The 13,919-nt window shown below is 38.8% G+C and carries 12 protein-coding genes and 1 tRNA gene; 11 read left to right on the top strand and 2 right to left on the bottom strand.

Annotated features, from left to right (window positions below):
* Nucleotides 1-15: 15 nt before the first annotated feature.
* On the bottom strand, nucleotides 16-3,288 hold the full coding sequence (locus tag ABD930_RS08455) for a SusC/RagA family TonB-linked outer membrane protein (protein ID WP_345231282.1): 3,273 nt from the start codon (nucleotides 3,286-3,288) through the stop codon (nucleotides 16-18).
* A gap of 130 nt (nucleotides 3,289-3,418) precedes the next feature.
* Nucleotides 3,419-4,603: an ROK family transcriptional regulator gene (locus ABD930_RS08460; protein ID WP_345231283.1), complete on the bottom strand. Its 1,185-nt coding sequence runs from the start codon at nucleotides 4,601-4,603 to the stop codon at nucleotides 3,419-3,421.
* A 200-nt stretch (nucleotides 4,604-4,803) separates the two neighbouring features.
* Between ABD930_RS08460 and ychF the strand changes: the two genes are divergently transcribed.
* From ychF to ABD930_RS08515, 11 genes are all read left to right on the top strand, one after another.
* Nucleotides 4,804-5,904 (top strand): redox-regulated ATPase YchF, encoded by a 1,101-nt coding sequence (ychF, locus tag ABD930_RS08465; RefSeq protein WP_345231284.1) that lies wholly within the window; start codon nucleotides 4,804-4,806, stop codon nucleotides 5,902-5,904.
* Between the two features lie 44 nt (nucleotides 5,905-5,948).
* Nucleotides 5,949-6,020: transfer RNA gene (locus ABD930_RS08470), tRNA-Arg, on the top strand.
* A gap of 315 nt (nucleotides 6,021-6,335) precedes the next feature.
* Complete coding sequence (locus tag ABD930_RS08475) at nucleotides 6,336-6,782, top strand: DoxX family protein (protein WP_345231285.1); 447 nt, start codon at nucleotides 6,336-6,338, stop codon at nucleotides 6,780-6,782.
* A 58-nt stretch (nucleotides 6,783-6,840) separates the two neighbouring features.
* Nucleotides 6,841-7,044 carry a fructose-6-phosphate aldolase gene (locus ABD930_RS08480; RefSeq protein WP_345231286.1) on the top strand — a complete coding sequence of 68 codons (204 nt, stop codon included), beginning with the start codon at nucleotides 6,841-6,843 and terminating at the stop codon, nucleotides 7,042-7,044.
* 1 nt (nucleotide 7,045) lies between these two features.
* Nucleotides 7,046-7,729: a cell division ATP-binding protein FtsE gene (locus ABD930_RS08485; RefSeq protein ID WP_345231287.1), complete on the top strand. Its 684-nt coding sequence runs from the start codon at nucleotides 7,046-7,048 to the stop codon at nucleotides 7,727-7,729.
* 143 nt (nucleotides 7,730-7,872) lie between these two features.
* Complete coding sequence (locus tag ABD930_RS08490) at nucleotides 7,873-8,487, top strand: nucleotide exchange factor GrpE (protein ID WP_345231288.1); 615 nt, start codon at nucleotides 7,873-7,875, stop codon at nucleotides 8,485-8,487.
* Nucleotides 8,488-8,489: 2 nt separating this feature from the next.
* Nucleotides 8,490-9,638, top strand: coding sequence for a molecular chaperone DnaJ (gene dnaJ / locus ABD930_RS08495; RefSeq protein ID WP_345231289.1), 1,149 nt, complete (start codon nucleotides 8,490-8,492; stop codon nucleotides 9,636-9,638).
* A gap of 353 nt (nucleotides 9,639-9,991) precedes the next feature.
* Nucleotides 9,992-10,582 carry an outer membrane beta-barrel protein gene (locus tag ABD930_RS08500; protein WP_345231290.1) on the top strand — a complete coding sequence of 197 codons (591 nt, stop codon included), beginning with the start codon at nucleotides 9,992-9,994 and terminating at the stop codon, nucleotides 10,580-10,582.
* A 127-nt stretch (nucleotides 10,583-10,709) separates the two neighbouring features.
* Nucleotides 10,710-11,624 (top strand): ABC transporter ATP-binding protein, encoded by a 915-nt coding sequence (locus tag ABD930_RS08505; protein WP_345231291.1) that lies wholly within the window; start codon nucleotides 10,710-10,712, stop codon nucleotides 11,622-11,624.
* Nucleotides 11,624-12,955, top strand: a complete 1,332-nt coding sequence (locus ABD930_RS08510) for an ABC transporter permease (RefSeq protein ID WP_345231292.1) — start codon at nucleotides 11,624-11,626, stop codon at nucleotides 12,953-12,955. The genes ABD930_RS08505 and ABD930_RS08510 overlap by 1 nt, the downstream gene beginning before the upstream one ends.
* Before the next feature lie 238 nt (nucleotides 12,956-13,193).
* On the top strand, nucleotides 13,194-13,805 hold the full coding sequence (locus ABD930_RS08515) for an HAD family hydrolase (protein ID WP_345231293.1): 612 nt from the start codon (nucleotides 13,194-13,196) through the stop codon (nucleotides 13,803-13,805).
* Nucleotides 13,806-13,919 lie beyond the last annotated feature (114 nt).

Genomic DNA, 13,919 nt, shown 5'->3' on the forward strand with positions numbered 1-13,919 from the left:
ATCACTAAACGAAGATTAAAAATTAGCATTTAGGGAAAAACCAAAACTTCTGGTGGCGGCCGAAGTACCTTCATCGATGCCTTGACGGTACCACATCGCACCAACAGGAGCTTCCGGATCCAGATTTTCTAACGTTCTCCAAATGTAAAATAAGTTTCTTCCGACGATGCCCAAACGTAAATTGTTCAATTTCAGACGTTTGGTAAATGAATCTGGAATACGGTAGCTTAAAGCTACTTCCCTTACTTTAATATAGCTATTGTCAAAAATTGCTGCATCTTTTCCATTCAACGCATCAGCACCCCATTGATAGCTGTTAAAATAATAAGCACCTGCAGATAAAATTTTATCGTTTGCTTCACCTGTGTTTACATTAACACCAGGGAGAATCACACCATCATGATAAGTGACGTCACCTACCTGATAGGTTAAACCTCCATGCTCTGCATCGCGGTATTGCATGGTACTTTCGTACAAACCGGCGCCAATTCCATATTTCAAAGGCGTTGACACCAACTGTCCGCCAAACCGAAAATCAGTTAACACATCCAATGAGAAATTTTTATAAGAGAATGTATTGGACAATCCGCCTATTATTTTAGGAAGTATGTTACCCGCTTTTACATACTGAGTCTTATCGATAATATAATAACCATCATCGTTCACCAAAAAATTACCATTTTCATCTTTTTGGCGGTCGTAGATATAGATATTACCTAAGCTTTCTCCAGGTTCGGCAGTGAGCCGGATGGCACTTGCTTCACCATTATAGAAAGTAAGCTGAGGTGAACCTGTACTAAGACTTTCCAGTTTAGACCGATTTATTGCAAAATTAACACGTGCATCCCACCTAAATGCCCCTACTACCGGTGTTCCATCTAAAGCCAGTTCAAAGCCCGTATTTCTCAATTCACCGATATTCATGATTTGGTTAACAGCGCCATTGGATGGAGCGACGTCAAGATTTAAGATAACGTTTTCGATGCGATTATTATAATAGCTAGCATCAAAACCTAAACGACCATTCAAAAATCGGGCTTCAAGACCAAATTCCATTTCGTATTTCATCTCTGGTTTCAGCTCAAGATTACCATACTTACTTCCAATCGATAATGCAGGAACCGATCCCGTAATGGCCTGTAAGGATTTTTGTGCATAAAGAATATTGGCTTCATATGCTGGGGGTGCATTCCCTACAACACCATAAGAAGCCCTCAATTTCCCGAAATCAAAAAAAGCAGGTTTATTAGCCATCAATTCCGAAAACACGAAACTCGTATTAACCGATGGATAAAAATAGCTGTTATTTTTAGGAGGTAATGACGATGCATATTCCTGACGGGCTGTCCCTTCTAAAAACAGATAATCTTTATAGGAGAGATTTAAAATCCCCATAAAACCATATTTTAATAACTCTTTACGAGTTGCCGAAGCGGTTAATGTGCCATAAGAATTATTCAAAGAGAACCAATTCTCACTAACGAGGCCTTGAAAAGTGCTGGTTGATTGATCTTTATAGTTTTCAGAGCGACCGGTAAATCCGCCACTTAATGTCAAACCGAAGTCTTCTCCTATCGTATTACTATAACTTAATAAGGCATCCCCATAAACAATAGCATAAATTCCTTTACTTGTTCGATATCCGCCCGTACTTGTTTGTCCGTTAAATTCGACTGGGTATTCACTATATTCCATACCGTCGACATTTCTGGATGTCAAATCGTTTCCGAATCGCCCTTTAAATTTAAGATTTTTAACGATATCCCAGTTTAGTGATGCGCTAGTGATTAAACGATTCTCGTTTTCCAATTCCTGATTTTTTATGGTGCTCCAAAAGTAATTGAGTAAGTCAGGTCGCACATTATAAACAAGTGCTTCGTCAGGATTTCTCACAGTTTGATCATAAGGCACCCATTTGAACCCTTCACTTGTCTCATACTTGTCCAAGATAAGATTCATATCCTCTGCTCTGCTAAAAAAGCCATCATAGCCCGATAAAATACGATTCATCTGATAGGGTCTATTTTTTGTTTTGGTGTTAATATAGTTAACTACGATATCCGTACTAACCTTATCATTTAATTTCACCGAACTGTTCAGATTAAAGGTGTTCTTCTGCAGATTACTACCACGTTGGATGCCATTATAATCTAATCGAGTATAGGATAGACGGTAATTTACTTTTTCTGTCTGATTCGAAATAGCAACGTTGGCATTGGAACTCAAACCGGTGCGAAAAATTGTTTTATAGTTATCGGGTTGTGCGACAAAAGAGCGGATAGAGCCATCCCACCATCGCACTTGTTGTCCGTCCATTCTTGGTCCAAAGTTTGCATAAGCGCGGAAATTGGGGCGATATCCGCTTGGTGAATTTTCGTCGGGAATCCAACCCTCGCCAGTAGCTCCTACAGATAAATTTGTTTCCCGATCATATCCAGGACCGTATACATTTTGAAATTTGGGCGTAAAGGCTACGTTTTCAATCGTTCCAACATAATTGAAATCTACCCCTAAACCCTTTGCTTTCGAACCTTTTTTGGTAGTAATGACAATAGCACCACTTGCTGCATCTGAACCATAAAGAGCGGTTGCGCTAGCTCCTTTCAAAACCGTTAGACTTTCAATGTCTGATGGGTTGATATCCAAGATACCATTTCCACGGATACGCTGATCACTCCAAAAGCCATCATTATTTGCTCCTGTAGCGCCAGCCTCACCGTTGTTTCTGATAATTACCCCATCAACAACGTAAAGGGGTTGGGACTGATAGTTAATGGAGTTGATACCACGTATTTGCACATTTACGGCACTGGTTGCACCGCCTGGTGCGGTCGTAATTTTAACACCTGCAGCCTTTCCATACAAAGCAGAAGCAAAATTGGTTGCACCAGCTTGGGTAATTTCTTTCGCGGTAACGGTACTTGACGCATAACCCAACGAACGTTGTTGTCTTTGAATACCAAAGGAAGTTACCACAACTTCATCCAACTGAGCCGCGTCTTCTTGCAACGTAATTTTTATCGTTGCTTGATCACCTACTGGTATCTCTTGTGCTGTATAGCCGATCATAGAAAACACCAACACATCGGATGATGCCGCAGCAATAGAAAATCTCCCCTGGACATCCGTGGTCGTCCCTCGGTTACTTCCCTTAATTAAGATGCTGACTCCTGGTAATGGTCCTTTCGCATCGGAAATAACTCCAGAAACCGTCTTTTGAGCAAAGCTGCTGATGGTTATCATGCAAAATAACAGCACAGCTAATGCCCGTGAATACATTTCTTTCATGATTAGTTTGGTTTAATAAAATTTACTAAGTTGTTTGAATTGATTCGATTTGAGATTTAGTATCTGTTCGTTTTCGTTATTTTCTTTACTTCATAGGCGAACAATTTAGGTTAAACATAATTTCATCTGCTCAAAAGAATTTCTGTGTCCGCTCCATAACTAAGGTTGCCGCACCCAGTAATTCGGCATCCTTATTTAATTCAGAAGGTAAAATGACACATTGTTCGGCCAGCATTGGGATGCTGAACTCGTTGACAGCCTGCTGTATTGGCGCCATCAATATTTTAGATGCAATAGCGCCCCTTCCACTGATGACCACTCCCTGCGGGTTCATGATATGAATGAGGGTTGCAATCCCTTTCCCAATTAAGAAGCCCGCTTTCGATAGTTGATTAATGGCTAATTGATCACCCATATTAGCGGCATCTAGCATCGCTTCACTTGAAAGAGCACCGTCATCCGAAAGCATTTCAGTCATTTTAGAAGCAAAACCATTTTTCATTTCACACTGCGCTTTCTGAGTAAGTACTAATAAAGATGCATCTACTTCCAGACATCCTCTTTTCCCACAGGAACAAAGGTTATTGCTATCCGCTAAAGGAATATGGCTAAATTCTCCTGCGTAACCATTATGCCCCCTAAACAGCTTACCATTTACGATCATTCCCAAACCAATACCCCATCCCACATTGACAACCATTACATCTTCCATACCCTTAGCAGCGCCAAAATTTAATTCAGCCAATGCTATGGTGCTGGAATCGTTGTCAATGAATACGTCATAATCTAACTTTGATTTGATATACTGTGCGATATGTTGATTTCCAAAATAGGTTCTATTCATTCCTTTTTCAGCGTTCACAAAGCCAGGCATGGCAATTCCGATACCTATAACTCCCATTACGGGTAGTATAGGATTGCATAAGTAACTGCTAATGAAATCTATTAATTGGTCTAAGGCTATCATACCCTTTGTCAGGTCAATAGTCCGTTCTTCAGGCTGTAAAATTGGTTCGTTTGCCAAATTAAAGGCAACTATTCGAGTAACCAGTTGATCAACCGCAACAGCAATAATATAACGCTCCGATGCTTTATTTAATTGATATTCGAGTGCTCTTCGCCCTCCGGTAGAAGGTGCAAGATGATTGCTTACAATGATAGATGCCTCTTTCAAATTATTGATAACTGAAGTAACTAATGGTAAACTTTTACCCGTAAGCTTACTGAGCTCATTAATGGAAAGCGCTTCCTTATAATAGAGATACCTCAAAACATCCAGTTGGAGCAAGTTTTGCTTATTAGGTTTTTCTTCCACAATAATTTAGACTATTTGAGCAAACATAAAAACTATTTTAATAAAATCAATATACTTATTATATTTTTTTAAAAAGTTTTGAAATATTTTTTATTTTTTACTCGACAAAAGCTTTTTCAGTAATAAAAACTCGTGTACTACAAAATCTTTTTATTTCCTATCTTTGCGGCAATTGTAACAAAACGAATAAAACAAAATTAATGGCACTTCAATGTGGGATCGTTGGTTTACCCAACGTAGGAAAATCTACCTTATTTAACTGTTTATCAAATGCCAAAGCACAAGCGGCTAACTTTCCTTTCTGTACGATTGAACCCAATGTGGGTGTTATTTCAGTACCCGACGAACGGTTGAATAAATTAGCAGAGTTGGTAAAACCGCAACGAGTGGTACCCAACACCATTGAAATCGTTGATATAGCGGGGCTAGTAAAAGGAGCAAGTAAAGGTGAGGGCTTAGGTAATCAATTTTTAGGTAATATTCGTACCACCAACGCTATTATCCATGTACTTCGATGTTTTGATAACGGAAATGTCATCCATGTAGATGGCTCCGTTGATCCTATACGGGATAAGGAAATCATCGACACGGAATTACAACTAAAAGATTTAGATACAGTAACCAAGCGTATCCAAAAGGTTGAAAAGATGGCGAAAACAGGAGGAGATAAGGATGCCAAAAAAACTTTTGATCTGTTATCTATTGTAAAAAATCATCTCGAATCCGGCAAATCCGCACGAACCGCCCCAATATCAGAGGAAGACTTTCAGTATATCAGTGACTTAAGTCTACTCACCGTAAAACCTGTTTTATATGTATGCAATGTTGACGAGGCATCTGTCATAAATGGCAATGATTATGTAGCTCGCGTAAAGGATGCTGTTAAAGATGAAAATGCAGAAGTGCTGGTTATTTCTGCACAAATTGAATCCGAAATCAGTCAACTAGAGCGCTATGAAGAACGGCAGTTATTTTTAGAGGATTTGGGTCTTACTGAATCAGGGGTACACAAATTGATCCGTGCTGCCTATAAATTACTTAACCTGGCCACCTATTTTACAGCGGGTGTGCAAGAGGTAAGGGCATGGACAATCAATAAGGGTTTCACTGCTCCACAAGCAGCCGGGGTAATACATACCGATTTTGAAAAAGGGTTTATACGGGCGGAAGTCATCAAATACCAAGACTTCATTACGTATGGATCGGAAAATGCATGCAAAGAGGCAGGCAAATTAAACGTCGAGGGTAAAACCTATCTGGTGGAAGATGGGGACATCATGCATTTCAGATTTAACGTTTAGGTATTGCTAAGGCGAATATTAATGTTATCTTTGCCGAAGATTTCTCACCCGTAGTTCAATGGATAGAATGTCAGATTCCGGTTCTGATGATGGGGGTTCGAATCCCTTCGGGTGAACAAATAAACCTTTCTTTCGAAAGGTTTTTCTTTTTTTAGAAGGGATGAGAACCGAAGCGCGGCCAGGGGTTCGAACTTTTTCTTGGCAGCTTGGTGTAAGTGGTAAGTGGGACGCCAACAATCCCTTCGGGTGAACAAATAAACCTTTCTTTCGAAAGGTTTTTCTTTTTTTAGAAGGGATGAGAACCGAAGCGCGGCCAGGGGTCCGAACTTCTCCTGACAACAGATGAAGGCAAAGGGTTTGCTGCGTTCGTTTTCATAAAAGCATAATTTTCAGTATGTTTGGTTCTTGTTACCACTAGCAACATAATGATTATGTTCGAGAATAGACCTAATATCTTCTCAAAAAAATACGGGCAGTGGGGCCCTCTTTTTATAAGACTTGTTGCCGGTTACCATCTCATACAAGGGGTAATGGATAACATCCTCTATCGGCTCCATATGCAAGAATTTATTTCATTTTTACGTGAGCATCAACTGCCTTATCCTACTTTAGCTTATCTATCTGTATATACACAGTTTATCTGCGGCTGTTTATTTATAGCAGGCTATTATCAGCGGATTGCCGCCCTCTTAATGATCATCAATTTTATTTTTGCCATTTTATTTGTACATATAGGAGACGTATATGCGAACACCTTCCCTGCCCTCTTTATGTTAGCTTCATCTCTTTCCCTATTTTTTAGCGGTGCAGGAAAACTATCGATTGACTACTATTTACAAAGAAAGGGGAAACGCAATAAACGATATAACATACGATAACGGGAAAATCTACGTTGAAAAAGATAATATTTCGCAGAATGTACTAACTTTGGCATATATGTACATTATAAAGGTTAAGGGCGTAGCTAAAATTCCAGATTACGTACAATTGCGTGATGAAAACTTTACGCTATTGGCCTATTTTAGAGTGGATAGACCGGATAAATCTTTAGAGAAAATTGGGCTAGGCCACCTACAAGAACATATTATGGGTATCGTAAATGAGCTACCGTTTGGACAAATAAAAAAAATAAGCATTTAACATGATTGCAAGTACCGTCATTAAACTTAAGAATATAGACATCTATCAACAAAAACATCTCGTACTTTCTAATGTAAATTTACAGATCGATTCGGGAGAATTTGTTTTTATGATTGGCCAAACAGGTTCAGGAAAAAGTAGTTTATTAAAAGTCATTTATGGAGATTTGCCTATTGCCACAGGCGATGGGTTGGTTGCTGGTTTTGACCTAAAGAAACTACACGATCGGGATATCCCTTATTTGCGCAGAAAGTTAGGCATTGTTTTTCAAGATTTTCATCTGCTGACAGACCGTACGGTTGAGAAAAACCTAGAGTTTGTTATGCGTGCAACGGGTTGGAAGGATAAGAGCCTGATTAGAGAACGAATGTTTGACGTATTAGATAAAGTGGGATTGCGATCTAAACTAAAAAAAATGCCCCATGAATTGTCTGGAGGCGAACAACAACGTGTTGTTATTGCCAGGGCCTTATTAAACGATCCAGAAGTTATTTTAGCTGATGAGCCAACCGGAAACCTTGATCCAAATACTTCAGAAGAAATTGTCTTATTGCTGAAAGAAATTAGCCGTGCAGGCACAGCCGTATTAATGGCTACGCACGATTATCAAATTATCCGCAATATGCCTTCCCGGATCGTAAAAACCGAATCAGGCATTCTACATGATAATGTAACTATTGCTTAAGAAGGAAGTCTCGTTTTCTGACAAAGCAACTATTGAACCGTCATTATGTTAGTCGTTTCTGATAAACACTGACATAGTGGCGTTAATTATGCCTTGGCAAAAAATTTGAGGTGGCATGATTATTTTGAATTGCTTTTAGAGTTATGGAAGAACAACACAAGAACGAAAATACCGAAGAAAACCAAAATTTGGAAAACAAGGATATCGCGGAAGAGCTTGAATCTGTAAATGAAGCGCGCATACATAACAAGACCGGTTTAAGCGATGATGCAGATGAAACGGCTGTTGATGAAACAGCCACGGCAGAGGAAAAATTACAGCAAGAATTAACCGAAGCCAATAATAAATATCTTCGTTTGTATGCTGAGTTCGATAATTATAAACGTCGCACATCGAAAGAACGTGTAGAATTTTTACAAACGGCTGGAAAAGAAGTGATCAGCGATTTATTAACCGTTCTCGATGATTTTGAGCGTGCGCGCAAGGCTATGGAAAATACGCAAGATGTCGCTTCTATAAAAGAAGGTATAGAGCTCGTTTATCAAAAACTAAAATCTATCCTTTCTAAAAAAGGTTTAAAAGAAATGGAATCTATTGGGCAAGATTTTAATCCGGATTTACATGAAGCGATCACCCGTATTCCGGCACCTACGCCAGAACTTGCAGGAAAAGTTATTGATGAAGTGGAAAAGGGTTATTTTCTGCATGACAAAGTATTGCGTTATGCAAAAGTAGTTGTAGGAAGCGAATCTGTATAAAAATGGCAAAAAGAGATTATTACGATATATTAGGTGTATCAAGAAATGCGGAACAGGTAGAAATTAAATCTGCTTACCGGAAGCTTGCGATTAAATATCACCCGGATAAAAATCCGAATAATAAAGAAGCGGAAGAAAAATTTAAAGAAGCAGCCGAAGCTTATGAGATATTGAGTAATCCGGAAAAACGCCAACGTTATGACCGATTCGGCCATGCGGGTAACAGTGCCGGCGGCGGTTTTGGCGGTGGCATGAATATGGAAGACATCTTCAGCAACTTTGGTGATATCTTTGGAGGAGGGAATCCCTTTGAAAGTTTCTTTGGCGGAGGTGGTCAATCCAGAGGTGGAAGGCGCCAATCTAAAGGCACAAACTTAAGGATCAAGGTAAAATTAACCCTAGATGAAATAGCCAACGGTACAGAGAAAAAGATAAAGGTCAATAAACAAGTCATTTGTAAAACCTGCGACGGTACCGGGGCTAAAGATCGCTCTTCGACATCTACTTGCCGCACCTGTGGCGGAACGGGAAGTGTAAGGCGGGTTACCAATACGATATTAGGACAAATGCAAACGACGAGTACTTGCCCTACTTGTAACGGTGAAGGTGTTGAAATTACGGCTAAGTGTACTACATGCCATGGAGAAGGATTAGTACGTGGTGAAGAAACCATTAGCATCAACATTCCTGCTGGCGTGAGCGAAGGGATGCAACTTTCAATGAGTGGCAAAGGAAATGCCGCACCTAGGGGTGGCGTTCCCGGCGATCTAATTATTCTCGTTGAAGAACTCCCCCATGAAGTATTAAAGCGCGATGGAAATAATGTTATATATGATTTATACATAAGCTTTATCGACGCTGTTTTAGGTGCCAGTATCGAAGTGCCTACCATTGATGGTAAAGCCAAAATCAAAATAGATCCTGGAACACAAGGTGGAAAAATCCTCCGTTTGAAAGGAAAGGGTATCCCTGAAATTAATTCTTACCACAAGGGAGATCAATTGGTTTATGTCAATGTATGGACTCCAAAAGCTGTTTCACAAACAGAAAGGGATCAATTAGAAGCATTGCGAGAATCTCCTAATTTTAAACCGCAACCCGGCAAACATGAAAAAAGTTTCTTTGAACGTGTAAAGGAATTTTTTGAATAACATAAAAAACGATAGCAATAGATAAAAAGCATCGACCTATAGGGTATCGATGCTTTTTTTCGTCATGACTATTTGTCTAAAACTGACATTATTAGACAAATAGTCAGCATACTAATAAACCTAAACCTCGGTCATCAAGAATCTATTTCACTCATCTACTTAAATTGTTACATTTTATACCATTTAAAGCACAATATCCTTTATTTTTTAAATGTCATGCAAATTCCATATTGATTGGTTTTTACTCTTTTTAATTGCCACTTGATCAACAACGGCACATATATTGACTAAATAGTTAAAAAAGTCAGCATCATAACTGACAGAAAAATGTTAACTTTATTACACTATTAAACATGAAAAAATTATTTTTAACCCTTACCGCAGCCCTAGCCTTAACCTTTGCCGCACAAGCCCAAACTGAACAAGGACGATTATTTTTAGGAGGTTCCGTAGGATACAACTATGAAAAAGTGAATGGTACCGATCATGCTGCCCAAAGCTTCAATGTAGTACCTAATATTGGTTATTTTATAAGTGATAACGTAGCGATTGGTACAGGCATAGGTTATCAATATAGCCAACACTATACCGGATCTGATGTTAAGATAAAAGATAATGCTTTTGTTGTATCTCCTTTCGCCCGTGCGTATAAAGGCAACGAACTATTTAAATTCTTCGGACAGCTCTCTGTACCTATGGCCTGGAGCAGTGAAAAAGAAGATGGAACGAAAACACAATCAGTAGCCCATTATGGGGTACAATTATCTCCCGGATTAGCTTTCTTCCCACACAGAAATGTAGGAATTGAACTTAGTGTTCGTGGTCTATACTATGGAAATGACCGCGTAAAAGATGAAGCTACTGGCCATAAAGTCATTACGAATTCTTTCGGGTTGGCTAGCGATTTCTTCGCACCCCAACTTGGTGTTCAGTTTTATTTCTAAAATTTATCCATATCTATTTTATAAGAAAGGCCTGCCGAATTGGCGGGCCTTTCTTTTTTATGGGATAATCTTAAATCAGATGTAACAAAACATTTCAAAGACCATCTAATGTGAAAGAATAACCTACATGCTAAAAATTAACAATATTGTCAAACAATATGCGGCTCATTGCGCGTTAGATCATGTATCGTTAACTGTTGATAAGGGAACAATTTTTGGCTTGCTAGGCCCTAACGGAGCCGGAAAAACATCATTAATCCGGATTATTAATCAAATTACCGCTCCAGATAGTGGAGAAATTTTATTTGACGGCGAACCCCTACAATCCAAACATATCCCCAAAATTGGATACCTGCCTGAAGAACGTGGTCTATACAAAAAAATGAAAATTGGTGACCAATTACTTTATTTGGCCCAACTTAAGGGCTTATCAAAAGATGACGCTAAGCAACGCATTAAACATTGGTTTGAAAAAATGGAAATGCAATCGTGGTGGAATAAAAAGGTGGAAGATCTAAGCAAGGGAATGCAACAAAAAGTACAGTTTGTAGCAACGGTACTCCATCAACCAGATCTATTAATCTTAGACGAACCTTTTTCTGGTTTTGACCCAGTAAATGCCGATCTGATTAAGCAAGAAATCTTGGAATTGAATTCCAATGGTACGACCATTATTTTTTCGACACATCGAATGGAATCTGTTGAAGAATTATGCCATCATATAGCCCTAATTAATCGATCAAAAAAAATATTGGATGGTTCGGTTAAAGGGATTAAAAACAATTATCGTGAAAATACATTTCGGATAAGTTATCAAGGCCTGCGGGAGATTGCTTCAAATGATTTGTTTGCCATTGAAGATCGTCAAATAAGTGAAGCTACTACTACCCTACGAATTAAAATAGCAACAGAAAACACCATCAATCAGGTACTTACCTATCTTATTCCGTTGGTCGAAATCTTACATGTCGAAGAACTTATCCCTTCCATACATGATATTTTTATTAAGGAAGTTACCGCTATAGATGCAAATCAAAAATAATGAATAAAATACTGCTCATTATACACCGTGAATACCTCACCAGGGTTAAAAAGAAATCATTCTTGATAACCACTTTTTTAGTGCCGCTACTTTTCATTGGCATGTACGCTATTATCTTTTATGTTGCACTAAACAATCAAGAACCCGTTACCACGGTCCGTGTCATTGATCAATCTGGTTTTATTGCCGATCAATTAACCAATACTGATCACCTGCTATTTATTCCCGCAACAGAACCTGTTGAGCATCTAAAAAAAACCATGGAACAGGGTGAAGAACATACTGTATTATTAATTATTCCTGCAGATATTGTCCACTCGCAAACGGTTGAACTTTACGACACGGAGAAAAAAGGTATCAATACCCTAAATACGATAGAGGATAAATTAAATAATATTCTGAAGTCAAGAGCACTTAAAGAGGCTGGAATTGACATGCACGTTTTAAACAGCATCAAAGCAGATGTAACTATTAAATCGAAACAATTAACCGTAGAGGGAGAAAAAGACAGCAGTGTAGGCGCTGCCATTGGGATAAGTTTTGGTTTATCGATTTTAATATACCTATCGCTTTTCTTATATGGCAATCAAGTGATGCGCGGCGTTATTGAGGAAAAAAGTAACCGTATTATAGAAGTGGTGATCTCTTCAGTAAAACCGTTTCAATTAATGATGGGAAAGATTATTGGCATCGGATTAGTTGGTGTTACGCAGTTTGTATTATGGATTATATTATCCGTCGGACTCATGGGAGCAGCGTCTTCTCTTTTACTTAACCAGACGAAGGAAAGCATCTCCACAATCCAGCAACATAGCACCGATAGCCAAGAAGAGGACACTTCTTCCGGCCACACATCCGAAAGCCAGTCTAAAATGCAGCGTATTATCGAAAGTATCAAGACAATTGACTATGGACAGATCGTCAGTTGTTTCTTAATTTATTTTATTGGAGGCTATTTACTTTATAGTGCTTTATTTGCCATGGTTGGCTCTGCTGTCGATAGCGAAACGGAAACCCAACAATTTATGTTGCCCATCATTATGCCTTTACTTTTTACCTATATGCTGTCTTTTTCCGTGTTGGTTAATAACCCTCACGGCTCACTAGCGTTTTGGTTAAGCATGATTCCATTTACTTCACCAATTGGTATGTTAGTACGTATTCCTTTTGGAGTTCCCGCCTGGCAGCTCATGTTATCCATCGCACTCCTGATTATCGGATTCTTACTCACGACCTATATAGCTGCCCGCGTATATCGAGTAGGTATTCTGATGTATGGTAAAAAAGCGAGTTATCGTGAGTTGATTAAATGGTTCAAATATAAAGGATAGTACGGTTATTCGTAGTTATTGGTTGTTAGTTATTGGTTTATTGGTTGTTAGTGCCAGGACATCAGTATCAAGACTTTTAGTAGCGGTCGCAGCGACAAGTAGCGTTCTGCTTTTTTACTTTTGAGTTATTGATTGTTGTTTGTTTTTTTATGGCACCATGAGTCTGCCAGCAGACGGAGTTTTTACTTTTTACTTTTGAATTTTTAATTTTTACTTTTGGGATTCGAATTTTACATCCATGAATACAGACACATTAGATAAATTAGCCATACTCAACAAGAAAACCCAAGGAAAATATAAAGCTTTATTGTATGATTGCGACGGAACGTTAGCCGATAATATGATGGCTCATAAATTAGCATATAAAGAAACTGCTGCTAACTATGGTATTGATCTAGATACAAATATTATCGATGAATTGGCGGGATGGCCAACAAAGCTGGTAGCGGATGAAATTAGCAAACGATATCATGTAGCCTTACCCGATACGTTTTCAGCAGAAAAAACCGCCATATTTTTTGAAAAATATATCGAAAAAACACAGCCTATCGCTTACGTTACAGAACATTTAAAAGAAAATGCCCCAAATGCGTGTATCGGTGTCGTATCTGGAGGAACACGAACTACAGTACAGAAGACATTAGCTGTATTAGGATTAACGGATTATATAGATGTGCTAATTTGTGCTGGTGAAACGCCAAAAGGTAAGCCATTTCCGGATCCTTTTTTGGCCGCAGCCGAAAAGTTAGGTATTGAGCCGAAAGAATGCATCGTATTTGAAGATGGAAATCCCGGGGTTGCCGCTGCTGAAGCTGCGGGTATGGATTGGATTAGAATCGATCAGATTTAAATGATTCTCCCTGCACACATCATCGCTTTCCCTTCGTTGTAATATTCATCATCTCCATATGTTGACCGTCTATCAGTTTACTTTAATATTAGCTGTAGTAGTAGATTACTAATT

It is taken from the genome of Olivibacter ginsenosidimutans, assembly GCF_039542865.1.
GTDB classification, from domain to species: Bacteria; Bacteroidota; Bacteroidia; order Sphingobacteriales; family Sphingobacteriaceae; genus Olivibacter; species Olivibacter ginsenosidimutans.